General features: G+C 67.0%; 23 protein-coding genes. 7 read left to right on the forward strand and 16 right to left on the reverse strand.

The features are described 5' to 3' along the window. Positions 1-101: 101 nt before the first annotated feature. Positions 102-1,142: an LLM class F420-dependent oxidoreductase gene (locus ACWEWT_RS08630; protein WP_452557714.1), complete on the reverse strand. Its 1,041-nt coding sequence runs from the start codon at positions 1,140-1,142 to the stop codon at positions 102-104. A 130-nt stretch (positions 1,143-1,272) separates the two neighbouring features. Here ACWEWT_RS08630 and ACWEWT_RS08635 point away from each other — a divergent pair, with 130 nt between their 5' ends. From ACWEWT_RS08635 to ACWEWT_RS08665, 7 genes are all read left to right on the forward strand, one after another. Further along, complete coding sequence (locus tag ACWEWT_RS08635; protein WP_452557715.1) at positions 1,273-1,935, forward strand: cyclodeaminase/cyclohydrolase family protein; 663 nt, start codon at positions 1,273-1,275, stop codon at positions 1,933-1,935. 218 nt (positions 1,936-2,153) lie between these two features. Further along, positions 2,154-2,438: a hypothetical protein gene (locus tag ACWEWT_RS08640; protein WP_452557716.1), complete on the forward strand. Its 285-nt coding sequence runs from the start codon at positions 2,154-2,156 to the stop codon at positions 2,436-2,438. A gap of 271 nt (positions 2,439-2,709) precedes the next feature. Continuing rightward, on the forward strand, positions 2,710-3,861 hold the full coding sequence (locus ACWEWT_RS08645) for a glycosyltransferase family 4 protein (protein WP_452558072.1): 1,152 nt from the start codon (positions 2,710-2,712) through the stop codon (positions 3,859-3,861). Further along, positions 3,858-5,969: an amylo-alpha-1,6-glucosidase gene (locus ACWEWT_RS08650; RefSeq protein WP_452557717.1), complete on the forward strand. Its 2,112-nt coding sequence runs from the start codon at positions 3,858-3,860 to the stop codon at positions 5,967-5,969. The genes ACWEWT_RS08645 and ACWEWT_RS08650 overlap by 4 nt, the downstream gene beginning before the upstream one ends. A 119-nt stretch (positions 5,970-6,088) precedes the next feature. Further along, positions 6,089-6,841, forward strand: coding sequence for a L,D-transpeptidase (locus tag ACWEWT_RS08655; protein WP_452557718.1), 753 nt, complete (start codon positions 6,089-6,091; stop codon positions 6,839-6,841). A gap of 119 nt (positions 6,842-6,960) precedes the next feature. Further along, a complete protein-coding gene (locus ACWEWT_RS08660; protein WP_452557719.1) occupies positions 6,961-7,995 on the forward strand; it encodes a hypothetical protein in 1,035 nt (344 codons plus the stop codon). A gap of 68 nt (positions 7,996-8,063) precedes the next feature. Beyond that, positions 8,064-9,056, forward strand: a complete 993-nt coding sequence (locus ACWEWT_RS08665) for an Acg family FMN-binding oxidoreductase (protein WP_452557720.1) — start codon at positions 8,064-8,066, stop codon at positions 9,054-9,056. A 49-nt stretch (positions 9,057-9,105) separates the two neighbouring features. Here ACWEWT_RS08665 and ACWEWT_RS08670 read toward each other — a convergent pair whose 3' ends face one another. The 15 genes from ACWEWT_RS08670 to ACWEWT_RS08740 form a co-directional block, all read right to left on the reverse strand. Further along, positions 9,106-10,350 (reverse strand): cytochrome P450, encoded by a 1,245-nt coding sequence (locus ACWEWT_RS08670; RefSeq protein ID WP_452557721.1) that lies wholly within the window; start codon positions 10,348-10,350, stop codon positions 9,106-9,108. 335 nt (positions 10,351-10,685) lie between these two features. Beyond that, on the reverse strand, positions 10,686-11,882 hold the full coding sequence (locus tag ACWEWT_RS08675) for a cytochrome P450 (RefSeq protein ID WP_452558073.1): 1,197 nt from the start codon (positions 11,880-11,882) through the stop codon (positions 10,686-10,688). Between the two features lie 211 nt (positions 11,883-12,093). After that, complete coding sequence (locus tag ACWEWT_RS08680) at positions 12,094-13,311, reverse strand: cytochrome P450 family protein (protein WP_452557722.1); 1,218 nt, start codon at positions 13,309-13,311, stop codon at positions 12,094-12,096. A gap of 11 nt (positions 13,312-13,322) precedes the next feature. Further along, entirely contained in the window at positions 13,323-14,594 is a 1,272-nt protein-coding gene (locus ACWEWT_RS08685; RefSeq protein ID WP_452557723.1) for a cytochrome P450, read from the reverse strand. Beyond that, entirely contained in the window at positions 14,591-15,214 is a 624-nt protein-coding gene (locus ACWEWT_RS08690) for a GTP-binding protein (protein WP_452557724.1), read from the reverse strand. The genes ACWEWT_RS08685 and ACWEWT_RS08690 overlap by 4 nt, the downstream gene beginning before the upstream one ends. Then, positions 15,189-15,536, reverse strand: coding sequence for a DUF742 domain-containing protein (locus ACWEWT_RS08695; RefSeq protein WP_030521401.1), 348 nt, complete (start codon positions 15,534-15,536; stop codon positions 15,189-15,191). The genes ACWEWT_RS08690 and ACWEWT_RS08695 overlap by 26 nt, the downstream gene beginning before the upstream one ends. After that, a complete protein-coding gene (locus ACWEWT_RS08700; RefSeq protein ID WP_030521402.1) occupies positions 15,533-15,967 on the reverse strand; it encodes a roadblock/LC7 domain-containing protein in 435 nt (144 codons plus the stop codon). The genes ACWEWT_RS08695 and ACWEWT_RS08700 overlap by 4 nt, the downstream gene beginning before the upstream one ends. Then, complete coding sequence (locus ACWEWT_RS08705; protein ID WP_452557725.1) at positions 15,967-17,547, reverse strand: ATP-binding protein; 1,581 nt, start codon at positions 17,545-17,547, stop codon at positions 15,967-15,969. The genes ACWEWT_RS08700 and ACWEWT_RS08705 overlap by 1 nt, the downstream gene beginning before the upstream one ends. A gap of 818 nt (positions 17,548-18,365) precedes the next feature. Then, positions 18,366-18,755, reverse strand: a complete 390-nt coding sequence (locus ACWEWT_RS08710; RefSeq protein ID WP_452557726.1) for a metal-sulfur cluster assembly factor — start codon at positions 18,753-18,755, stop codon at positions 18,366-18,368. After that, positions 18,752-19,255, reverse strand: a complete 504-nt coding sequence (gene sufU, locus ACWEWT_RS08715; protein ID WP_452557727.1) for a Fe-S cluster assembly sulfur transfer protein SufU — start codon at positions 19,253-19,255, stop codon at positions 18,752-18,754. The genes ACWEWT_RS08710 and sufU overlap by 4 nt, the downstream gene beginning before the upstream one ends. A gap of 3 nt (positions 19,256-19,258) precedes the next feature. Continuing rightward, positions 19,259-20,512: a cysteine desulfurase gene (locus ACWEWT_RS08720; protein ID WP_452557728.1), complete on the reverse strand. Its 1,254-nt coding sequence runs from the start codon at positions 20,510-20,512 to the stop codon at positions 19,259-19,261. Between the two features lies 1 nt (position 20,513). Beyond that, on the reverse strand, positions 20,514-21,284 hold the full coding sequence (gene sufC / locus ACWEWT_RS08725; RefSeq protein WP_452557729.1) for a Fe-S cluster assembly ATPase SufC: 771 nt from the start codon (positions 21,282-21,284) through the stop codon (positions 20,514-20,516). A gap of 38 nt (positions 21,285-21,322) precedes the next feature. Next, a complete protein-coding gene (sufD, locus tag ACWEWT_RS08730) occupies positions 21,323-22,501 on the reverse strand; it encodes a Fe-S cluster assembly protein SufD (RefSeq protein ID WP_452557730.1) in 1,179 nt (392 codons plus the stop codon). Beyond that, the gene (gene sufB, locus ACWEWT_RS08735) at positions 22,501-23,937 is read right to left on the reverse strand and encodes a Fe-S cluster assembly protein SufB (RefSeq protein ID WP_452557731.1); all 1,437 of its coding nucleotides are present in this window, start codon (positions 23,935-23,937) and stop codon (positions 22,501-22,503) included. The genes sufD and sufB overlap by 1 nt, the downstream gene beginning before the upstream one ends. Beyond that, the gene (locus ACWEWT_RS08740) at positions 23,934-24,872 is read right to left on the reverse strand and encodes a helix-turn-helix transcriptional regulator (protein WP_452558074.1); all 939 of its coding nucleotides are present in this window, start codon (positions 24,870-24,872) and stop codon (positions 23,934-23,936) included. Before ACWEWT_RS08740 ends, sufB begins: the two co-directional genes overlap by 4 nt. Positions 24,873-25,202 lie beyond the last annotated feature (330 nt).

A 25,202-nucleotide genomic window follows, 5' to 3' on the forward strand; every position in this document is an offset into this window, starting at 1 on the left:
GGACTTGAGCAGCGTACCTGCGTCGGAGCCTTGGATGCCGGAGTTGGCGAACATACCCAGAGCGGTGGCGGTGGCCCGGCCCGGTCGTCTGTGGCCGCGGATCAGTCGCAGATCGCGCGGAACTGTTCGATGAGCTTGACCCGGTCGGCCGGTGTCGCGGCCAGCGGCGCGACATTGAGTACGGTCACTCCCGCCTCGGCGAACGCGGCGACGCGTTCCTTCACATATCCCGCCGGGCCGATCAGCGAGATATCGCGGACCAGATCGTCCGGAACTACCTGCGTCGCTTCGTCTTTCCTACCCGCCAGGTAGAGCTCCTGGATACGGTCTGCCTCGGCACCGTACCCGTAGCGGGTGGCCAGGGTGTGATAGAAGTTCTTACCCTTGGCGCCCATTCCGCCGATGTAGAGCGCCAGCATCGGTTTCACGAAGCCCAGCAGCGGTTCCACATCCTCGCCGATGGCCAGTGCCGGGCCGGCGTAGACGTCGAGCGCGCCGAGTTCGGGGTCCCGCTTGGCCTTTCCGGCACGCAGGGCGTCACCGAAGACCGCGTCGGCGCGCTCCGGCAGGAAGAAGATCGGCTGCCAGCCTTCGGCGAGCTCGGCGGCCAGTTCCACATTCTTGGGGCCCAGCGCGGCGAGCAGCACCGGGACACGTTCGCGCACCGGGTGATTGATCAGTTTCAGGGGTTTACCCAGTCCGGTGCCCGTCCCCTCGGGCAGCGGGATCTGGTAGTACTTGCCCTGGTACTCCAGCCGTTCCCGCCGCCAGACCTTGCGGCAGATCTCCACGAGTTCGCGGGTCCGGCCGATCGGCGCGTCGTAGGGGACGCCGTGGAAGCCCTCGATGACCTGCGGCCCCGAGGCGCCCAGGCCGAGGACGAACCGGCCGTCGGAGACGAAATCCAGGCCCGCCGCCGTCATCGCGGTGAGGGTGGGCGTCCGGGTGTAGAGCTGCAGGATCCCCGACGCCAGCTGCAACCGGGAGGTTTTGGCGGCGAGGTAGCCCAGGGCGCTGACCGCGTCGAAGGAGTACGCCTCGGGCACGAACACGACGTCCAGCCCGGCCCGCTCCAAATCGGCCACTTCGGCCGCCGCCTCGGTGAAGCCGCCCGAGTAGTTGATGCTCAATCCGATCCGCATGTCCTCAACATAATCCCGGCTACGGGGTGGCCCGGCACCGGCCACGCCGGGGGACGCTGTAGGTTGAAACCGGTAACGCTCCGAGCAGTACAGCTAACTTCGAGCAATTTTGATCGAGAAAGGCCGAATCGTGTCGCAGCCCACCCAATCGCCTCAGCACACCGCCAGCGGTTTCGGGGGTTCGCCGATCGGTGACTACCTGGGCGAACTCGCGGCGAAGGTGCCCGCACCGGGTGGCGGCGCGGTCGCCGCGCTACACGCCGCACAGGGAGCCGCGCTGGTCGCCATGGTCGCGCGCTACACCACCCGGGCCAAGGATGCCGATCACCGGCCGGTGATCGACCGCATCATCGAAGCCGCCGATACCGCCCGCGAGCGGGCCCTGGCCCTGGCCGATGCCGATGCCGACGCGTTCACCGCCGTCGGCGCCGCCTACAAGCTGCCCAAGGGCAACGACGAAGAAACCGCCGAACGGTCGGCGGCTATCGAGGCAGCGCTGCTGGAGGCCGCCCGGGTCCCCGCCGCGGTGATCGACGAGGCCGACGGGATACTGACCCTGGCAACCGAATTGCTCCCGATCGGTAATCCGAATGTGGTCACCGATATCGGTGCGGCCGCCGCGTCCGCCCGGGCCGCCGCGGTCACCTCCCAACTGAATATCGAGATCAATGTCGTCTCGCTTCCGGATGCGCATGCCGCGACATTCACCCAGGTACTGGGACGGATCGAGGAAATCACCGCACGGGCGGATTCACTCCACCAGGAGGTGCTACGTGCGGTCCGCGGCGGATGATTCAGGTGCACATATCAGCACGCGCGAATTAACCAGGTTTATGCCGAACTGGGATTATTCGAGATCGAGTGGACAAGGGAGCACGCGTAGAATGGGCGTCGTTCCTGATATTCACACTGCTCCACCGCTCGACCCAGGCTCGAGTAGCTAGACCGGCCGGCGGGGCACCGGCGGCCGGGAAACTGTTTGCCCCAGCTCGACGAGTGCAGGAGGTAACGGTGAGGATCGGGTACACATCGGCGCCGCTCGCGGCGGAAGCCCAGGAACCGGGTATCGATGTCATCACCGAACACGGAGTCGTATCCAATATCGCCGACTGTTCGGCAGATCCAGGAGTGTTGACGCTCGGCCAGGCCCGGCGCGCGCACGGTATCCATCGACTCTGTTCTCCCGAATGTCTGGTCCGCAGACGGGCCGGTCTCACCTTGGCCATTGCTTCGGCCACCCCGGATCGACCCGCGTTCGGCATTTCGCCCGGGCGGTCCGCGCACTTCGGCGATTGAATTCCCGCGTTCCGGGCGTAAACAGGCGTCCGCCACGCTTCTTTCCGGCGCCGGGTATTCCGGCGCGCTTCCGATAGCGGTACTGCTCTCGTACCGAATGGTTGTCGATCAGCTCCACCCATTGGCCGGGTGGCGATTGTGGTATGCCGCGCGGTCACTAATCGAGGAGGATGAGTTGAGCACCATATTCACGAATGCGGAATCCGATTCGGATACCCCGGCGCGAAAAACCCGACGTGCCGGTTTCGGCGGAAACGGTCGCAACCACCCGCTGAACATCGTGCTGGTCGCGCCCCCGTATTTCGATGTCCCCCCGGCCGGTTACGGCGGTGTGGAAGCCGTGGTGGCCGAACTCGCCGACACCCTGGTCGCGCGGGGGCACCGGGTGACGCTCCTGGGTGCCGGAAAGCCCGGTACCGAGGCCGAATTCGTCCCGGTCTGGGAGGCCACTCAGGCCGACCGGCTGGGCGACCCCTTCCCCGAGGTGGTCAACGCGCTCAAAGTGCGGCGTGTGGTGGAGAAACTCGCCCGCTCCCGGCATATCGACATCATCCACGACCATACTTTCGCCGGCCCGTTGAACGCCCCCGCCTACGAGGCGCTGGGTATTCCGACCGCGGTCACCGTGCACGGCCCGGTCGACAACGATATGTGGGAGTACTACGGCGCTCTCGACGAGCACACTCGTCTCGTCGCGATCAGCGACCGGCAGCGCGAACTGGCGCCGAGTTTCAACTGGATCGGCCGCGTACACAATGCGCTGCGGCCCAGTGAATGGCCCTTCCGGACCGAGAAGCAGGACTATGCGCTGTTCCTCGGCCGCTACGCCTCCTACAAAGGCCCCCAGCTCGCGTTGCGCGCCGCGCACGAGGCCGGGCTGAAGCTGATCCTGGCCGGTAAGTGCAACGAACCGCCCGAGAAGGCGTTCTTCGCACAGGAGATCGAGCCCCTGCTCACCGATACCGACCACGTCTTCGGGGAAGCCGACGCGGTCGCCAAACGGGAACTGCTCGCGGGCGCGCGCTGCCTGCTGTTCCCGATCCGCTGGGAAGAACCGTTCGGCATCGTGATGATCGAGGCCATGGCCTGCGGCACGCCGGTGGTGGCGTTGCGCGGCGGCGCGGTCGACGAAGTGATCGAACACGGTGTCACCGGGTTCATCTGCGATCACCCCGACGAGCTCCCGGCCGCTATCGCCCGGGTCGGCGAGCTCGATCCGCACGCCTGCCGGCGGCGCGTCGAGGATTATTTCGGCGTGGATCAGCTGGGTGCCGGGTACGAGGCCGCCTATTACCGCATACTCGATGCGTGGGACGAATCCCACCACAGGGGACAGGCATTGACCGCCGTCGGTATGCGTCGCAGTTCGGTACCCGAGATACGCGCCGACGCCGGCACGACACCGGTATGGAGTAGGGCATGAACGCACCGCCGAGAATTCTCAACTCCGGCCAGCCCGCCGCCATCAACGGCGGCGGGGGGACGGTCACTCTGGTCGAGGCGAGCACATTCTGCCTGTCCGACCCGCTCGGCGATATCCATTCCGGTACCTCACAGGGCCTGTTCTACCGGGACTCCCGGGTGATCTCACGGTGGGAACTGCGTTTGGACGGGCAACCCGCCGAACATCTCACCGTGCTCACCCCGGAGGCCTTCAAGGGCCGGTTCATCCTGCGCAAACCCCCGCGCGCCGGGGTCGCGGACAGCACTGTGCTGGTGGTGCGGCGGCGGCTCATCGGCAACGGTCTCAAGGAGACCGTCACCGTGCACAACCTCGGGCACGAGGACACGGCGATGACCGTCACCATGTTCGTCGATTCCGATTTCGCGGATCTGTTCGCGGTCAAGGAGGGCCGTAACCACGGCGGCGGTGCCGAGCACAACGCCGTCGACGGGGATCTGCACCTCACCGACCACAACGAACCCGGTCGCGGACTGACCATCAGTGCCACGGCCGGGGCGGTCATGCTGCCCGGCACCATCACCTGGCAGGTGGTGGTGCCGGCGCGCGGCCGCTGGGATACCGAGATCCTGGCGCAGCCGGTGGTCTCGCACCGCCGGGTCCAGATGGCGTTCGGGGACGACGAGGACAGTCCGATCAGTCGGCTGAAGGCGTGGCGGGCCACCGCCACCGATCTCACCGCGACCGATCCGGCCCTGTCGGATGTACTGCAGCGCACCGAGAGCGATCTCGGGGCGCTGCGTATCGACGGCAGCACCGACGGCGCACCGGCCTATGTGGCCGCCGGGGCACCCTGGTTCATGGCCCTGTTCGGCCGGGACAGCCTGCTCACCTCGTGGATGGCACTACCGCTGGATTCCGCGCTCGCGGTCGGCACGCTGCGCAGGCTGGCGGATCTGCAGGGGACGAAGGTCAATCCGATCACCGAGGAGGAACCGGGTCGCATCATGCACGAGATGCGGCACGGCCCGGCCAGCGGCCAGGTGCTGGGCGGCACGGTCTACTACGGTTCGGTGGACGCGACGCCGCTGTTCGTGATGCTGCTCGCCGAATGCTGGCGCTGGGGCGCGGGTGACCAGGTGATCCGCGAACTGCTCCCGGCCGCCGACGCGGCGCTGGCCTGGATCGACGAATACGGCGACGCCGACGGCGACGGATTCGTCGAGTACCGCCGGAAGACCGATCGCGGCCTGAGCAATCAGGGCTGGAAGGACAGTTTCGACTCGATCAACGACGCCTCCGGTCATCTGGCCGAACCGTCCATCGCGCTGTGCGAGGTCCAGGGTTATGTGTACGCGGCCCGGCTGGCGCGCGCCCAGCTCGCCGAACATTTCGGCGATACCGGTACCGCCGCGCGCCTGCGCGAACAGGCCGAGAACCTCAAGGACCGGTTCGACGAGGCGTTCTGGGTCGCCAAGAACGGCTGGTACGCCGTGGCCCTGGACGGGCAGAAGAACCAGGTCGACTCGCTGACCAGCAATGCCGCCCAATGCCTGTGGACCGGGATCGTCTCCGACGAACGCGCCGCCGAACTGATCGAACGGCTGGCCGATGTGAGTATGGACAGCGGTTTCGGGCTGCGCACCCTGGCCACCGGAATGGGCGCCTTCAACCCGATGAGCTACCACAACGGCTCGATATGGCCGCACGACACCGCGATCGCGGTGGCGGGGCTGCTGCGGTACCGGCATATCGCCGGAGCCTCGGAACTGGCCGAACGGCTCACCACCGGCCTGCTCGACGCGGCCATCGACTTCGGCGGCAGGCTGCCGGAGCTGTTCTGCGGTTTCGCCCGCACCGAGTTCCGTTCGCCGGTGCCCTACCCCACCTCGTGCTCACCGCAGGCGTGGGCGAGCGCGGCGCCGCTGCTGCTGGTCCGGTCGTTCCTCGGGCTGTCGCCGTGTGTACCGCATCGTGTCCTGCGGGTGACCCCGCAGTTGCCACGGGAATGGGGCAAAGTCGGCCTCACCGATCTGCGACTGGGATCTGCCACGGTCAGCATCCACGCCGAGGGTGCCACCATGCATGTCCACGGGCTACCCGACGACTGGAAACTTGTCACCGAATAGCAATCGCGCGGTGTGTCAACGTCGCGAACGGGTGCCGGGACGATATCTTGGGTGGTTGAGTTGATCATGGCCCCTTAGGATGGACGTCTGTCCACCAGTCGTCCGTAAGGGGTGGCACCATGAATATCGTTGCCCGGCACCTATTTCTAGCGATCGCGGTCGCACTCTCGCTGGCCGTCGCCCCCGCCGGGGCGAGCGCCATGACGATCGATCGGCCCGGCCCCGCACCCGTGGCCTCGGTGACTCCGTCCGACGGCGCGGTCGTCGGAATCGCACATCCGGTTACCGTCCGGTTCGCCGCGGCGGTCACCGATCGGGCCCGCGCCGAGCAGTCGCTGTCGGTCACCGCCGGCGATCCGCTGCCCGGTTCCTACTCCTGGCGCGGTGACCGGGAGCTGACCTGGACTCCCCGCGGGTATCTACCGGCGGATACCACCCTCACCGTGAACTTCGGTGACCGGCGCACACAGTTCGACACCAACGGCGGCGTGATCGCCGACGCGAACATGTCGACCCACACGTTCACCGTCAGCATGGGTGGTGTGGTGGTGCGGACCATGCCGGCGTCCATGGGTAAGCCCGGGTACGAGACACCCACCGGCACCTATCCGGTACTGGAGAAGTTCCGCAACATCATCTTCGACTCCCGCACGATCGGTATTCCGCTGGATTCCGCGGAGGGATACCTGATCGACGGTGAATGGGCCGAGCGGCTCACCTGGGGCGGTGTCTTCGTCCATTCCGCACCCTGGTCGGTCGGCCAGCAGGGCAATTCCAATGTCAGCCACGGCTGCATCAATCTCGCCCCCGGCGACGCCTCCTGGTATTACGAGAACGTGGGTGTCGGTGATCCGGTGAACATCCACTGGTGAACCGGTCGCCGGACGCGGTCACCGCGTCCGGCGACGCCCCCGCGCTGCGCTCCGGTCGCCGATCCACTAGAACAATGGAGAGCGATCACGCATCGTGAACCGATGAAGGGGGCCGCGCCATGGATAGACCACCACCGGGTCCCGCCGACGGGCGAGATCGTCCGCCCTACCCCACCGACCCGACCCGGCATCGGGACTCCGGCACTTTCCCGCACCCGGGCGACGCCGACCCGGACCCGGCGACGCGGCGGCCGGAACTTTACCGGCCACATCACGATGCCACCCCGGTACCCGACGATACGTTTCCGACCGAACCGATCCCGGTGCTCCGCCTTCCGGGATGGGACAGCGGCAACGCCACCTACGAGGGTTCGTGGTCGGATTGGGTCGCGCGAGCGAACACCGACAGCGCGGATATCCGTCCCGGCGAGGAGCCGGCGACGGTGCGGTCTCCCGTCGCCGATCCCGGACCGGCCGCGCCCGCCGCGGAAACCGACCACGACCCCGCCCCGCCGCCCGCGGACAGTTCCCCGGCGGGCGCCCGGGAGCGCCTGCGCCGGCGGCTGACCCCACCCGAACCCGCCACCCCGGAACCGGTCCGTGCCGAGGCGCCCGCCGGCGGCCGGAAACGAGCGGTTCCGATCTTGCTCGGCGTGGCGGGTGTAGCGGCGCTCGGCACGGCCGCCTATGTGCAGTTCGTAGTCGTCGGCGGGGAGGAAACGCGTTCTCCCGTCGCGGCCGCACCCAGTGCCACGGCGCCGGCCGCTCCCGGAACCGATCCGCACTGCGCGGCCGAGCGGATCGGCAACACCGTGCAGGGCAACGGTCCGGGCGGCACCGAGTCCGGGCCGGAGGCCATTTTCGGATTCCAGCACGCCTACTACGTCGCCCGGTCGGGGGAACAGGCCCGGGCCCTGGTCGCAGCGGATGCCGCCGTACCTCCGGCCGCCGATATCCAGCGCGGTATCGACAGCATTCCGGCGGGTACCACCTATTGCGTCCGGATAGACCCCGGGGCATTCGTCGGCCAGTACACCGTCGCGATCACCGAGTTCCGGCCCGGTACGGCTCCCCTGGAGTACAACCCACAACTGGTCACCGCGATGCGAATCGGTGACCGGACCTTGATCACCGGTATCGGCCCCATGCCCTGAGTGCCACGATTCGGCGCGAATCCGCCCATGAGGTGGTCGGGTGCGACCGGGCGGGGCAGACTCGGGAGATGGACGCCATCGGTACGGCCCGGGTGCCCGATCATCCGACAGTGCGGGCGGCGCTGTCCCTGGCCCGGCGCGCGCCGTCGGTGCACAACACCCAGCCGTGGCGCTGGGTCTTCGACGGCCACCGGTTGCAGCTGCACCGCGACACCAGCCGGCAGTTGTTCTCGGCCGATCCACAGGGCAGGCAGCTGATCATCAGCTGCGGTGCCATCCTGGATCACGCGCGGACCGCGTTCGCGGCCGCCGGCTGGGATACCGAGGTGACCCGGCTGCCCGATACCGCGGCCGACCATCTCGCCACCGTCGACTTCGCCCCGGCGGCCGCAGTCTCCGATACCGTCCGGGCCCGCGCGGCCGCCATCGACCAGCGCTTCACCGATCGGCTGCCCATGCTGCCGCCCCGCGACTGGGAGCGGGTGCGCCCCCGCCTCGACGCCACCGCCGGCGAACACGGTGCCGTGCTCGCGGTGCTGGAGGATTCCGCCCGGCTGCGGCTGGCCGCCGCCTCCGCCCAGTCGGCGGCGCTGCGCGAATACGATCCGCAATATCTGAACGAACTGCACTGGTGGGCCGGTAACGACTCCCCCGCCGACGGTGTGCCGATCTCCGCACTGGTCTCGGCCGCGGAAATGGCACAGGTAGGGGTCGGTCGCGCGTTTCCGGCCGCACCGCCCTCGCTGCGGCGCGGCGAACTCACCGATTCCTCGCGTCTGCTGGTCATCGGTTCGGCCGCGGACAGCCCCCTGGAGTGGCTACGGGCCGGTGAGGCCCTGTCGGCCGTTCTACTGGAATGCACGGCCGCCGGGCTGGCCACCTGTCCACTCACCCATATCACCGAGGTTCCGGTGAGCCGGCGCACCATCGCGAATCTGCTGCACGAACCCGCGGCACCGCAGGTCGTGGTCCGGGTGGGCACGGCACCGGCCTCCGCCGCGCAGCCGCCGACACCGCGGCGGACCGTCGGTGATTTCCTGGAACTGCACCGCACCATCTGACTCGCGGCCGGCTACGGCTGACTCGCGGCCGGCTACGGCCGGTACCGCGCTACCGAGCGCCGGCCGGGCTGATCGGCGGGCTCTTCGGAAAAACGACCGGCAGTGATTGCAGCGCACGATGGAAGGGCCCGGGCCGCCAGCGCAGCTCTTCCGGCGCTACCGCCAGTTCCAGTTCGGGGAGGGCGTCCAGCAGCTGATCGATACCGTCCTGCACGATCAACAGGGCCGCCGGACGCGCCGGGCAGGAATGCGGGCCGGTACCGAAGGCCAGATGTGACCGGTTGTCGGTGAAATCGCCGGTCCGAATGGCCGGATCGTTGTTGCAGGCGGCCATGCTGATCAGCACCGGCTGATGCGCTGGTAGCCAGATATCGGCGATGAGGATCGGCTGCCGGGGGTAACTGATGCAATAGTTGGCCATCGGCGGATCGTTGAAGAGCACCTCGTCCAGCGCGTCCCGGGTCGAGAGGCTGCCGTCGAGGACATCGGCCGCGAACCGCTCGTCGGTCAGCATGTGCAGGAGCGTGTTCACGATCAGATTCTGCGGCGGTTCGATTCCTGCCCCGTAGAGCAGCGCGAGCTGATGCAGCATCTCCTCGTCGTCCAGTTTCACCGGATGTTCCACCAGCCAGCTGGTGACATCGGCGCCCGGCTCGGCCCGTTTGACCCGGGTGAGCTCCAGCAGCGCCTCGGCCAGCATCCGGTTACCGGCGGCGGCGTCGACGGTGTCGAACATGGCCGCCATACCGGTGGCCGCCCGCTGCCCGATATCGGTCGAGCAGCCGAGCATATCGTTGAGTGTCGCGAAGATGAGCGGGAGCGCGTACTGGCCGACAACATCGCAGTGACCGGTCTCGCAGAATGCGTTGATCAGCGGGATCGCATTGGCCTCGACGGTTTGGTGCAACCGGTGCAGATCGATCCTGCCCAGGGCCGACGCGGCCGCGGAGCGGTACCGCCGATGATCGCGCCCGGCACTGCGCACGGGGTTGGGCCGCCATTCCATCATCGGCCGGATCGGTGAATCGGCCGGTATATCGCGCTCCCACATACGCGGATCGGCAGGGAAATGATCCGGGTCGTTGAGGATCCGCAATGCGGTGTGGTACCCGATCACCAGCGTGGCGGGCACCCCCGGGGACAGTTCCACGGGGGCCAGCGATCCGAAGCGGCGTCGCATTTCCCGGTACACCTTGTGCGGATCGGCCGCGTACTCCTCCGTGTACAGGGGAATACGTGGGCCACCGAAATCTTTCGGCCCGGCGGGCGAGAGGGGTTCGCTGTCGATATTCAACGTTCGCTGATTCCTGAGGGTGTGATCTGCGCCGCCGTAGTGACGGCCGCTGGGCTGAGCACGCGACTCTACCCGGAACCCGTCGCGCACGAACGAGTTTCGCGGCGCCACGATCCCTTCGTGTACCGGGGAGAAACCGTCACACGCCTACCGGCCCGCCACGCCGGGCCGAATACCCGTCCACTTCTCGGGCCGCGGGCCCGGAAGCCCCTTTCTCCGCCTTATTTTCCGCCGGTAGCGAGGTGCGACCATCGGCTCCACCGGCCGGTGGTGGTGCCGGCCGCCATCCACCCGCTCCGTCGGCCCACAGCCGAACGAGATCGCGGGAGAGCCGGTCAGCCGAGCCGGAGCGGATGACTCTCGGGAAAGGTGACCGGCAGCGATACCAGCGCCCGGTGGAACGGGCCCGGCCGCCACCGCAGCTCGGCCGGCGGTACCGCGAGCTCCATCTCCGGTATCGCGTCCAGCAACTGATCGAGGGCGTCCTGGACGACCAGCAGCGCCACCGAACGTGCCGGACAGCTGTGCTGGCCCACGCTGAAGGCCAGGTGCGACCGGTTGTCGGTGAGCCCACCGGACTTTATCGCGGGATCGTTGTTGCACGCCGTCATACTGATCAGCACCGGTTGATGAGCGGGCAACCAGATACCGTCGATCAATATCGGCTGTCGCGGATAGCTGATGCAGTAGTTGGCCATCGGCGGATCGTTGAACAGGACTTCGTCCAGCGCGTCCCGGGTCGACAGACTCCCGTCGAGCACATTCGCCGCGAATCGTTCATCGGTCAGCATGAGCAGCAGCGTGTTCACGATCAGATTCTGCGGCGGTTCGGTACCCGCGCCGTACAGCAGCGCCAGCTGCTGCCGTGTCTCCTCGTCGCTCAGGTGTACCGGATGCTGGACCAGCCGGGTGGTGATGTCGTCACCCGGATGAACCCGTTTGAGACGGGCCAGTTCCAGCAGCGCGTCGGCCTGGGTCGCATTGCCCTCGGCCGCGCCGACCGTATCGAACATGGCCGCCAGGCCGCGGGCCGCGCGGTGCCCGAGCTCGGGCGGGCAACCCAGCATGGCGTTCAGCGTGGCGAAGATCAGGGGCGAGGCATACTGCCCGACGACATCGCAGTAGCCGTCGGTACAGAACGAGTTGATCAGCGTGACCGCGATCTTCTCGATGGTGGAATGCAACTCGTGCATATCGACTTCGCCGATGGCCGATACTGCGGCCGCTCGGTAGCGGATCCGGTCGTTGCCGACTGTGCGCAGGGGATTCGGCCGGTACTCCATCATGGGTAGCACCGGGCAGTTCTCGGGGACTCCGCGCTGCCACACCCGGGGATCGGCGGGGAAATGCTCCGGATCGTTGAGGATTCGCAAGGCGGTGTGGTACCCGATAACCAGGGTGCCCGGTACCCCCGGTGCCAGCTCGACCGGAGCCAGCGACCCGAAACGCTGCCGCATCTCCCGGTACACCTTGTGCGGATCGGCGGCGAACTCCTCCGAATACAGCGGTACGTAGGGACCGATGGGGTCCATCGGGGAACCGTGGATCACCAGGCGTGGATCGGATACGCGCCGCTGATCATGTTGTGCTGTGGTCAAGACATCACACTCCGAGGTTCGTATGAATCGGCGAATAGTGCGTTTTCGCAGACCTATCCGCCGACCCATACATCTCGCTCAGCGACGTCCGCGACGAGCCATCAGCATGAAGTTGTAAGAACCGGAATCTTTTACGCTACCGGCTTCAGCCCAGGTACACAGGCAATTCCTGGTGACCGTTCGAAACGAAGCTCACCACCGGCCGCAGTTCGCTCACATCCACCGCCAGCCGGATATCCGGGAAGCGCCGGAACAACGCGGGCAGCGCGAGTTCGCCTTCCATCCGCGCCAGCGGCGCGCCGATGCAGTGGTGCGCCCCGTGCCCGAACGACACGTGATCCTTGGCCGCCCGGGTCACGTCGAAGGTATCCGCGGTGGCGCCGTGGATCTTCGGGTCGCGGCCGGCCGCGACGTAGGAGGCGAGAATGGCCTCACCCTTACCGATCCGCAGGCCTTCGATCTCGATGTCCTCCACGGCGAATCGCAGCGGCAGATGCGCGACCGGCGCCTCGTAACGCAGCGTCTCCTCCACCACTTCGGACCAGCCGACCTCACCGGCGAGTGCGGCCGCCCGCTGCTGCGGGTGGGTGAGCAGCGCGACGATGGCCTGATCGAGCAGGTTGACCGTCGTCTCGTGGCCGGCGTTGATGACCAGCATCAGCGTTTCGACGATCTGCTTCTCGGTGAGCTGCGAACCGTCCTCGTCGCGACTGGTGATCATCACACTGGTGATGTCGTCACCGGGATTGTCACGCCGATAGGCGACCAATTCGGTCACCAGACCGTACATCTCGACGAAATTCGCCTGGGCACCCGCCTGATCGATCGTGGTGTCGAAGTACCGGTCGACGCAGACCCGCAGGCCCGCTTCCAGTTGCTCGGGTACGCCGAGCAACTCGGTGATCACCCGGATCGGCACCGGGTAGGCGTAGCCCTCACGCAGATCGACCACCTGACCGGCGGGTACGGCGGCCAACCGGTCGAGCAGTCCGGCGATCAGCGCTTCCACTCGCGGGCGCAGCGCGGCGGTCCGCCGATGCGTGAATGCCGGGGACACCAGCCGCCGGAGCCGGCGATGGTCGGGGCCGTAGGCGGTGAACATGTTCTCCACCGCGATCCACGGCAGCAGCGGCCAGTCCTCGGTGATCTCGCCGTTCACGAACGCTGTCCAGTGCTGGCGCGGATCCTTGGACACCCGCGGATCGGCCAGCAGACTCTTCAGGACCGCCGCGTCCGTGATCGACCATGCCGGAACGTTACCCGGCAGCTCGATCAGCGCGGCGGGGCCCTGAGCACGCAACCGTGTCGCTTCCCGCTGCGTATCCGCACCGGCCATGTCCAGGACGATGAGTTCGCGTTCCAACGACTGACTCCTTATACGAGATTCAACGGCGGAGAAGGCGGGAAGGCTACCGGCAGGGCCGCCAGCGCCCGGTGGAAAGGTCCGGGACGCCAGACGAGTTCTTCGGGCGCCACCGCCAGCTCCAGTTCGGGAAGCGCGTCGAGCAGCAGGTCGATCGCCTCCTGGACCACCACGAACGCCGGTGACTGCGCCGGGCAGGCGTGCGGTCCGATACTCCAGGCCAGATGCGACCGGTTACCGGTATGATCGGCGCCCCGGACAGCCGGATCGTTATTGCACGCGGACAGGCTGATCACCACCGGCTGATGGGCCGGCAACCAGGTGTTCTCGACGAGAATCGGCTGCCGCGGGTAGGTGGTGCAGAAGTTCGCCATCGGCGGGTCGTTGAACAGCACCTCGTCCAGCGCGTCGCGGGTGGACAGCGCACCGCCGAGCATGTTCCCGCCGAACCGGTCGTCGGTCATCATCAGCAGCAGCGTGTTGTTGATCAGGTTCTGCTGCGGTTCCACCCCGGCGCCGTAGAAGCTGATCAGGTTGGACAGCAGCTCCTCGTCGTCGAGCTTCGCCGGGTGGTGCACCAGCCGGGAGGTGACATCGTCGGCCGGATCGGAACGTTTCTGGAAGATGAGTTCCATCAGCGCTTCGCTGAGATGATTCATCCCCCACTCGGCATTGACCGTGTCGAACAGCGCGGCCATACCGTTGGCCACCCGCTCACCCAGTTCGAGTGAACAACCGACCATCCGGTTGAGCACCTCGAACACCAGCGGGAACGCGTACTGCATCACGAGATCGGCTTCGCCGGTCTCACAGAAGGAGTTGATCAGCGGGACCGCGATCCGCTCCACCGTCCGGTGCAGTTCGTGCAGATCGATACCGTCGATGGCGTGCACATAGGCCTGGCGGTACCGCAGGTGCAGATCGCCGCTGTTGCGCAGGGCGTTCGGGTACCACTCCATCATCGGTTTGACCGGCGAATCCGCCGGGATGCTCGTCTGCCAGGTCCGGGGATCGGCCGGGAATCGATCGGGATCGTTGAGGATCCGGACCGCGGCTTCGTAGCCGATCACGAGGGTGGCGGGAACATCCGGCGCCAGATCGATGGGAACCAGCGATCCGTACCGGCTCCGCATCGCGGCATAGGCCCGATGCGGATCACCGGCGAATTCTTCGGAGAAGAGGCTGAATCGATCGCCGATTCCTCCGGTGGGGTCTCCGTGGACGACCGGGCATCCGGCGAACGGAGGTTGCTGCTGTGGAACCGGAGAGAACTGCGCGGTCAAAGACGAGACTCCAATCGGTGGAACAGATACTCGACGAGCGTGATCAGCGACTGCAGGCAGGTACGCCGATCACGGGCGTCGAGGGCGATGAGTGGAGTGTCTTCGGTGAGGTCGAGCGCCTCACGCACTTCCGACAGCGGAAAGCGATTCGAGCCCTCGAACTCGTTCACCCCGACCGCGTACGGCACACCGCGCTCCTCGAGCACGGCCAGCACCTCGTCGGCCTTCTCGATCCGCCGGGTGTCCACCAGAACCAGGGCACCGAGCGCACCCTTGGCCAATTCCTCCCACAGCGGGATGAACCGCTGCTGGCCCGGGGTACCGAAAAGGTACAGGGCCAGTTCGGGGTTGAGCGTGATACGGCCGAAGTCCATGGCGACCGTGGTCTGCGTTTTCGAGCCCAGCCCGCCCAGATCGTCGATCCCGACGCTGGCCTCGGTGATGGTCTCCTCGGTACGCAGCGGTTTGATCTCGGAAACACTGCTCACGAAGGTGGTCTTGCCGACGCCGAAATTACCGGCGACCAGCAATTTCACCGATCGGGTCACCGTCTCCGGCACATAGTCGACCGCGCGGCCGTAATCCGCGGGCCGATCAGGCCGGGAGAGCACGGAGCCCATTGAGTACCTCCTCGAGCAGGGCGATCTCCGGCATTATTTCCGCCGGGGTCGGGATATTCAGATGTCCGCTGTCCAGCAGATCGGACACCACGATGGTCACCACCGACGGCGGGAGGTCGAGATAGGCGGCGACCTCCGCGATCGACAGGGCACCGCGAGCACAGACATCGACCACCCGGCGTGCGTCCGGCGTGGAGCCCGGCGCCGGATCCCCGACGGCCACGACCAGGGTTACCAGGCCGAGCTCACGGGTCGGACGGGAGCGTCCGCCGGTCCGCACATAGGCACGGACCAGATCTGGATCACGCCGCGACCGGCTCATTGCAGATCGCCGCCGTGTGCGCCTCTGCGAGGTTCACTGCCGAGCTCGTGACCCACCCGGCCGGCCAGCTCGTTCATCCGGTGGGCGATCAGGCCCACATCGATATCGGTCATGGTCGCGACACCCAGGAGCGCGCCCTCGCCCGCCGCGGTGATCATGATCATGCCCTGGTCGTATTCGGTCATGTTCTGCCGCACGTCGTTTCCGTTGCTGCCGCAGAACTCACCGAGCGCCTTGCCGAGTGAGCGCAGCCCGGAGGCGGCGGCAGCGAAACGCTCGGCATCGTCTTTCGCGATACCCGCCGAATGGGCGATGCGCAGCCCGTCCTCGGACAGCAGGACGGCGAATCGGACGCCGGGAACCTCGAGATCGTCCAGTAACCAGCCCAATTTATTGGTGCTGTCGGATACCACTGTCCTCGGTGAACCCATCAGGATGTCATCCCTTCGGTGTGTTCGGTTGCGGCGGCACGGCCGCTCTTGGAACCGCTCTGCCAGGCGGCGGCGATATCGGGGCGGGGCTGACCCGCTTCGGTCCTGTCCTGTCCGGACACGCGATCGTTGATGTCGGCGGGGACGGCCGCGGCCCGTCGCCGGCGCCGGGGCAGGCCGCCGCTGGTGATGTCGTGGACTGTCGTACGCTGCTCGCTCTCGGTCTCGTCGATGTCACCTGCCGCCGAAGACCGCTCGACAGGCCGGGAGCTCTCGGATACGACGGGTACCGCGGCGTGCGCGCCGGTGGTCGTCGCCGAATGCGCTCCTCCACCGGACGATACGGCGTTACCGACCAAGGCGTTACCCGAGCTTCCCGATACCGACGAGGCCTGGCCGCCGGGTACCGCCGCGAGTTCGCGTGGAGCCGGTGCGCCGCCGGGCAGCGCGGTGTCGTTGTCCTGGTTGCTCTTCGGTGCGACCAGCAGTGCCTCCGGAATATAGACCATCGCGCGCATACCGCCGTAGGCGTTGGGTCCGTCGATGTAGACGGTGAACCCGTAGCGGCGGGCGAGTGCGGCGATACCGGGGAAACCGACCTTGGGAGCCGGGCCCAGCTGGTGGATATCGATCGAACGTTCGTTGGCCAGGACCTGCCGGGCCTCTTCCATCTGCTCGGCGTTCATCCGCACGCCGGCGTCGTCGACGATCACGGTGACGCCGTGGTGGCCTTCCTGGAAGGTCACGTCCACGAACGAGGTCGGCGGCGAGTAACGCAGCGCGTTGTCGATGAGCGAGGCCAGCGTGTGCACCAGTGGTTCGACCGCACGACTGATGACGATGCGGTCCAGCTGGGAGGGGCGCACCCGCAGGTAGTCACGCACACGTCCGGTCGCACCGCCGACGACGTCGGTGAGCGACTGGGCGGGCCAGCGGCGACCGGGCAGACCACCACAGACGATCACGTAGGACTGCGCCTGACGGATCATCTGCTGCACGGTGTGGTCGATGCGGATGAGGGTTTCGTACACGCGGTCGTCGCGGTGTTCGCGCAGCGCGGAACTCACGACCTGGGAGACATCCGCGCCCAGGCTCACCACGGAGGTACCGAACGAGCGGACCGCCGCGCTGGTCGCCTCACGCGCGAGGGTTTCCGCGCGTTCACGGCCGGCGTCGGCCTCGGTACGGACGTTGCGTTCGGCGGCGGAGACGGAGGTACGGACCTGCTCCTCCATCTCCCGGGTGACGGTTTCGCGAGTATCGGCCACGACGGTGCGCAGATCCTCGGAGACGCGGTCGATGATCCAGCGCAGGCATTGGGCGAAGCGCGAATTCTCCAGTCCCGGAGGCACTTCGGGTGGCACTGTGGTCTGCTCGAAGCGGCGGGCGGATTCGGAGACAGCGGGCAGTGTGCTGGCCGCGAGATGCTCGAGCGCGTCCTCGCGCACGGCCAGCTCCCGCTCGAGCACATCGAGTCGTTTCTGTTGCTCTCGCACAGCCCGAACGGCGTACCACGCCACGCCGAGCACCAATATGGGGGCGAGTATCCAGGGAAGCAGCACGGCGGTATTCAGATTCATCAGCTTTCTCGTCGTTGACGGGGCTCGAGGTGCGCCACGCGGTGCCGTGGCAGGCCACGGCGCTTCGTCTCGCCTTCCTCGCGACGCCGACCATGTTCGCCCCTGGCCGGATGAGGTCCGTGCCGGGCACCGCGGTAACGGTCGGTGACATATCCCTTAGTTACTTTCGACTACCCGAAAGTAACTAAGGGACAAGTCATTCGGCCGATCGCTGACCATCGGAGCGCATCCTCCGATGGCCCGGAACCCGACGACCCGCTCACAGTAGCAGCATCGTGGTGAACTCTCTCAATAACTGCCGATAATCGATTGTCACCTTTCCGTGATAGGGCCGCGACCTCGCCGAATGCGGAAAGGTATTGCGCCGGTGAAGATCACGAACACGGGGCACCGCCGGGACCGCGCCCGCGGCCGGGGGTGCCCCAGCGCACACCACGATCGCATCCCCTATCACCAGCGCCGGAGCACCGAAAGCGGACCGACCGGTCGGCGATTGGCGGCGGGCTCGGAAAATTGATATCAAGACAGATCGAATACTGCACCGGGCCGGTCGAATCGACCCCGGATCCCCGGCGAAATCCGCATTGCGGACGACCGAACACATGCCGCGACGATCACCGCGGGAACGTGGAATAGCCGCATTCCGGTGAAAGCCCGCCATTACCGGGCGAAATATGACCGGCGTACCGGAACACGCGACCGGTCCGTACCAGCGGCCCGCTTCCCGGCCTCCCGTCCGAACCAATTCGGGTACAGACCAGAACGCGACGGCGACCGTATCGGTCGCCGTCGCGAATCAGTGGCGGTGGGTGGCGGGCTCAGACCGTGAAGCCGAGCGCCCGCAACTGTTCCCGGCCGTCCTCGGTGATCTTGTCCGGACCCCACGGCGGCATCCAGACCCAATTGATCTTCAGATCGTCGACCAGTCCGCTGCGCACCAGGGCGTTACGGGATTGATCCTCGATCACATCGGTGAGCGGACAGGCGGCCGAGGTCAGCGTCATATCCAGGACCGCGGTGGTCTCCTCGACCCGCATCCCGTAGACCAGCCCCAGATCCACGACATTGATACCGAGCTCGGGATCGACGACATCGCGCATCGCCTCCTCGAGATCGGCGAGCTGCGCCAGATCCTCGGCCGACAGCTCGGCTTCGGGAGCCGCCGCGCTCTCCGGCGCGGTGACCTCGGTGGCAGGAGTATCGGTCATGCTGTTTCCCCGTTCCGTGATGGGTCGGTATCGGATGCTGCCACGGTCGCGGCGAAATCGGCCGCGCCGTCGACCCGCAGCACCGCGTCCTTGAACGCCATCCAGCCCAGCAGCGCACATTTCACCCGGGCCGGGTATTTCGCGACGCCGGCGAAGGCTATCCCGTCACCGATGACGTCCTCGTCGCCCTCGACGGTGCCCCGGCTGCCGATCATCTCGTTGAACGAATCGACGACACTCAGCGCCTCGACCAACGGCAGGCCGATCACCTGATCGGTCAGCACCGAGACCGAGGCCTGACTGATCGAGCAGCCCTGACCGTCGTAGGACACATCCTCGACCGCGCCGTCCTCGCCCAGCCTTACCCGCAACGTCACTTCGTCACCGCAGGTGGGGTTCACATGGTGCACCTCGGCGCCGAAGGGTTCCCGCAGCCCGCGATTGTGCGGATGCTTGTAGTGATCCAGGATCACTTCCTGGTACATCTGCTCCATACGCATGTTCTAGGCAACCCCGAAGAAGCTCTGGGCCTTCCGCACCGCGGCGACCATCTTGTCCACTTCGTCCACCGTGTTGTACAGCGCGAACGAGGCGCGGGCGGTCGCGGCGACGCCGAAGCGCCGATGCAGCGGCCAGGCGCAGTGGTGTCCCACCCGGATGGCCACGCCCTCGTCGTCCAGGATCTGGCCCAGATCGTGCGCGTGGATACCCTCGGTCAGGAAAGCGACCGCGCCGCCGCGGTCGACGTTCTCGGTCGGGCCGATGATCCGCACACCCGGTACGGCGCCCAGCCCGGCGAGCGCGGCGTCGACGAGGCTGTGCTCATGAGCGGCGATCGCGTCCATCCCGATCTCGTCCAGATAGCGGACCGCGGCACCCAGCCCGATGACCTGCGAGGTCATCGGCACCCCGGCCTCGAACCGCTGCGGCGGCGGAGCGTAGGTGGTCTCCTCCATGGTCACCGTCTCGATCATGGAACCACCGGTGATGAAGGGCGGGGTCTCCGCGAGCAGCGCCCGCTTCCCGTAGAGCACACCGACTCCGGACGGACCGAGCATCTTGTGCCCGGAGAACGCGGCGAAGTCCACATCGAGCGCGTGGAGATCGACCGGCGCGTGCGGTACCGACTGGCAGGCGTCGAGCACCACCAGCGCGCCGACCGCGCGGGCCCGGCGTACCAGTTCGGCGACCGGCGCCACCGCGCCGGTGACATTCGACTGATGGGTGAAGGCGACAACCTTGGTGGCCGGCGACAGTTCCAGCGAATCCAGGTCGATCCGGCCGTCGTCGGTGACCCCGTACCAGCGCAGTGTGGCACCGGTGCGGCGCGCGAGTTCCTGCCACGGCACCAGATTCGCGTGATGCTCCAGCTCGGTGATCACGATCTCGTCGCCCGGGCCGACGTGATAGGGGAACCGGTCGTCGGCGAAGGAATAGGTCACCAGGTTCAGCGATTCGGTCGCGTTCTTGGTGAACACGATCTCGTCGGCCGCGGCGCCGACGAACGCGGCGATCTGCGCGCGAGCGTCCTCGTAGGCGTCGGTGGCCTCCTCCGACAGCTGGTGCGCGCCGCGGTGCACCGCGGAGTTGCTCGCGAGGAGGAATTCACGTTCGGCGTCCAGCACCGCCAGCGGCCGCTGCGCGGTAGCCCCGGAATCCAGGTACACCAGCGGCTTCCCGTCCCGGACCGTACGGTTCAGGATCGGGAAGTCGGCCCGGATCCGGGCGACGTCGAAGGCGGGAAGGGTCGCGGTCATCTCAGGCTCCGGCTCCGGCCGTCTGGGTGAATTTCACATAGCCGTTGGCGTCGAGTTCCTCGGCGAGTTCCGGACCGCCCTCGGCGACGATGCGCCCGCCCACGAAGACGTGTACGAACTGCGGCTGGATATAGCGCAGGATACGGGTGTAGTGGGTGATCAGCAGTACGCCGCCGTTCTCCCGCTCCCGGTAGCGGTTCACGCCCTCGGACACGATACGCAGCGCGTCCACGTCGAGACCGGAATCGGTTTCGTCGAGGATGGCGATCTTCGGCTTCAGCAGGCCCAGCTGCAGGATCTCGTGGCGCTTCTTCTCGCCGCCGGAGAAACCCTCGTTCACACTGCGATCGGCGAAGGCGGCGTCGATATCGAGTTCGTTCATCGACTCCTTCACCTCCTTGACCCAGTGCCGCAGCTTCGGCGCCTCACCGCGCACCGCGGTCGCCGCCGTGCGCAGGAAGTTCGACATCGAGACACCGGGGACCTCGACCGGGTACTGCATGGCCAGGAACAGCCCGGCCCGCGCCCGCTCGTCCACCGACATCTCCAGCACGTCCTCACCGTCGAGGGTGATCGACCCCGACGTGACGGTGTACTTGGGATGCCCGGCGATGGCATAGGACAGCGTGGACTTACCCGAACCGTTCGGGCCCATGATGGCGTGCGTCTCGCCGGATTTCACGGTGAGGTTCACACCGTCGAGGATTTTGACGGTGTCCCCGTCCGGGGTGGCGACCTCGGCGTGCAGATCCTTGATTTCCAGGGTGGTCATAGGGTGTCGAATTCCTTCGGTGGCTGTGGGCTGGTTGGTCAGGCGCCGATCGCGGCGAGTTCGGCCTCGATGGCTGCCTCGAGCCGCTCGGCTACCTCACCGACGCCGATCTTCTGGATGATCTCGTGGAAGAAACCACGCACCACCAGGCGGCGGGCGGCGTCTTCCGGAATGCCGCGGGCACGCAGATAGAACAGCTGCTCGTCGTCGAACCGGCCGGTCGCCGACGCGTGACCGGCGCCGACGATCTCACCGGTCTCGATCTCCAGGTTCGGTACCGAATCGGCGCGGGCGCCGTCGGTGAGGACCAGGTTGCGGTTGATCTCGAACGTATCCGTGCCCTCGGCGGCGGCCCGGATCAGCACATCGCCGACCCAGACCGTGCGGGCGTCGCCCTTGTGCGAATCGGGATCGCCCTGGAGCGCGCCCTTGTACAGCACGTTCGATTTGCAGTGCGGTACCGCGTGATCGACCAGCAGGCGCTGTTCGAAATGCTGGCCGGCATCGGCGAAGTAGAGACCGAGCAGTTCGGCATCACCGCCCGGGCCCGCGTAACGGACATTGCCGGTGAGCCGGACCAGATCGCCGCCCAGCGTGACCGCGGTATGCCGCAGGACCGCGTCACGCCCCACCAGGGCGTGGTGCGCGGTGGCGTGCACAACGTCGTCGGCCCAGTCCTGGACGGCCACCACTGTCAGCTTGGCGCTGTCGCCGAGCACGAATTCGATGTTCTCGGCGTAGGTTCCGCTGCCGCGCTGGTCGATCACCACGGTGGCGACGGCGAATTCGGCCAGCCGCACCTGGAGATGACCGTAGGCGGTCTTCCCCTCGCCCGGTCCGGTGATCCGCACGACGACGGGTTCGGCGACCTCGGTCTCCTTGCCGACCGAGAGGATCGTCGCCTGCTCGAAACCGGAGTACGCTTGCGCGGCGACCCGGTCCGACGGCGTGCCGCCCTGCCCGAGCCGGGAATCGTCGCGGCCCACCGTTTCCACGGTGACCCCGGCGACCTGCCCGACCTCGACCCCGGCCTGCCCGTCGGCGGTCGCGGTGCCGTTGTGCAGACCGCGCAGCCGGCGCAGCGGGGTGAACCGCCACGCCTCGTCCTTGCCGGAGGGGATCTCGAAGGCGTTCACATCGAAGGAGGTGAACACCTCCCCCTTGTTGATCGCCGGCGTACGAGCCTCCGCGGCCTCGGCAATGTTCTCGACCGCCATCAGCCGACGGCTCCTTCCATCTGCAGTTCGATCAGGCGGTTGAGTTCCAGCGCGTACTCCATCGGGAGTTCCTTGGCGATGGGCTCGACGAAGCCGCGCACCACCATCGCCATCGCCTCGTCCTCGGTCATCCCGCGGCTCATGAGGTAGAACAGCTGATCTTCCGACACCTTCGAGACCGTGGCCTCGTGACCCATGGTCACGTCGTCCTCGCGGATATCGACGTAGGGGTAGGTATCGGAGCGGCTGACCGTATCGACCAGCAGCGCATCGCATTTCACCGTCGACTTGGATCCGTGCGCGCCCTTGTTGACCTGGACCAGGCCGCGGTAGGAGGCACGACCGCCGCCGCGCGCCACCGATTTCGACACGATGGTCGAGGAGGTGTGCGGGGCCAGGTGCACCATCTTGGCGCCGGTGTCCTGGTGCTGTCCCTCGCCGGCGAAGGCGACCGAGAGGACCTCACCCTTGGCGTGCTCACCGGTCATCCACACGGCCGGGTACTTCATGGTGACCTTGGAACCGATATTGCCGTCGATCCACTCCATGGTGGCGCCGGCCTCGGCCTTGGCCCGCTTGGTGACCAGGTTGTAGACGTTGTTCGACCAGTTCTGGATGGTCGTGTAGCGGCAGCGGCCGCCCTTCTTCACGATGATCTCGACGACCGCCGAATGCAGCGAATCGGATTTGTAGATCGGCGCGGTGCAGCCCTCGACGTAGTGCACGTAGGCACCCTCGTCGACGATGATCAGGGTGCGTTCGAACTGGCCCATGTTCTCGGTGTTGATCCGGAAGTAGGCCTGCAGCGGGATGTCCACGTGCACGCCCGGCGGCACATAGATGAAAGAGCCGCCCGACCACACCGCGGTGTTCAGCGCGGAGAACTTGTTGTCCCCGGCCGGGATGACCGTGCCGAAGTACTCACGGAAGAGCTCCGGGTGCTCCTTCAGCGCGGTATCGGTATCGAGGAAGATGACGCCCTGCTGTTCCAGATCCTCGCGGATCTGGTGGTAGACGACTTCGCTCTCGTACTGGGCGGCGACACCCGAGACCAGCCGCTGCTTCTCGGCCTCCGGGATGCCCAGCTTGTCGTAGGTGTTGCGGATGTCCTCGGGCAGGTCTTCCCAGCTCTCGGCCTGTTTCTCGGTCGAGCGCACGAAGTACTTGATGTTGTCGAAGTCGATACCGTCGAGGTTGGATCCCCAGCCCGGCATGGGCTTGCGATCGAAGATGCGCAATGCCTTGAGCCGGTTCTCCAGCATCCAGGGCTGCTCGTCCTTCTTGGCCGAGATATCGCGGACGACCTCCTCGGACAGACCACGCTGCGCACTGGCTCCGGCCGCATCCGAGTCGGCCCATCCGTAGCCGTACTTACCCAGTGAGGCGATCGCCTCCTCCTGGGTGAGCGGTGGCACCTGATCGGTGGTGGTCGTCATTCGGCGCTCCTTCCGGAGTCGTTCGGTGCGTCCGCTGCGGGCTGTGCAACGGTTGAGGGTGAAGCGTTGTTCGGTCGGTCGGCCGCTGCTGTCGGCAGCACCGTCAGCGGTACGTGGGTGGTGCAGGCACAGTCACCGTTGGCGATGGTGGCCAGGCGCTGGACATGCGTTCCGAGTACCTCCCGGAACGCGTCGAGTTCGGCCTCGCACAGTTCCGGGAACTCCTCGGCGACATGGGAAACCGGGCAGTGGTGCTGGCAGATCTGCACGCCTGCGCCCACCCGGCGGGTACTGGCGGCGAAGCCCGCATCCGAGAGCGCGGTGGCGATCTCCTCGGCCTTCTCCACCGTGCCGGACTGCACGGCAGCGCTCGGGGTTCCGGAGGTGCTCGCGGCGGGTTCCGGACTGTGCGCCGGCAGCGGGTCGATCCCGTCGACCAGCGTGCGCGCGCGCTTGCGGGCGAACTCGGTGACCGCTTCCTCGCCACCGATCTCGCGCAACTGCCGGATGGCCGCACCTGCCAGATCGTCGTACGCGTGGCCGAGCATGCCGCGCCCGGCGGCGGTGAGCTGGTACTGCTTGGCCGGGCGGCCGCGCCCCTTCTGCTGCCAGGGCGCCGAACGCCCGGCCCGGGCCTGACCCGATTCGATGAGCGCGTCCAGATGCCGGCGCACCCCGGCGGGAGCCAGGCCCAGCGCACTGCCTATCGCGGTCGCGGTGATCGGCCCTTCCTCCAGCAGCAGCCGGACGATAGCGGCCCGGGTATGCCCCTCCCCGCCGGTCGCGGGCACGCCGACGGACCCGGTACCGGCCCGGTGACCAGCCCTTTCGTCCGCATCCGGCAAACCCATAGTTTTCACAACATCAGTGTGGCGGAATTCGTTCCCGAAATCTAATAAGGGTGCCCTGACCAGGCGGGTCACCCGATGGCACATCATCCGGCGAAAATCGCGAAATCTCCTGCTCGGGCGAGAAAGACCCGCTCGCGCTGTCCGCACCGGACCGGTGGAGTGATGTGCTTCACTACGCCGGGAGTTCACCGGTCCGCTCTGTTCGACACCGGAGAATTTGCTATCCGGATGCACCGGCGCACGCGCCCACCGGCCATCGGAAAGGCCGCGGTAACCGCGGTTCCCGAACCCGGGTGTCGTTCGCGAATCCCCGCCGCGGATGATCCGCCGGCTCCCACGGTAGCTGGAAGGTGTCCGGACTCGGATCCAGCCCGGCGCGAACCACCGAACGCACACCCCTTCCGCCACTTCCCG

This window comes from Nocardia sp. NPDC003963 (assembly GCF_053605105.1).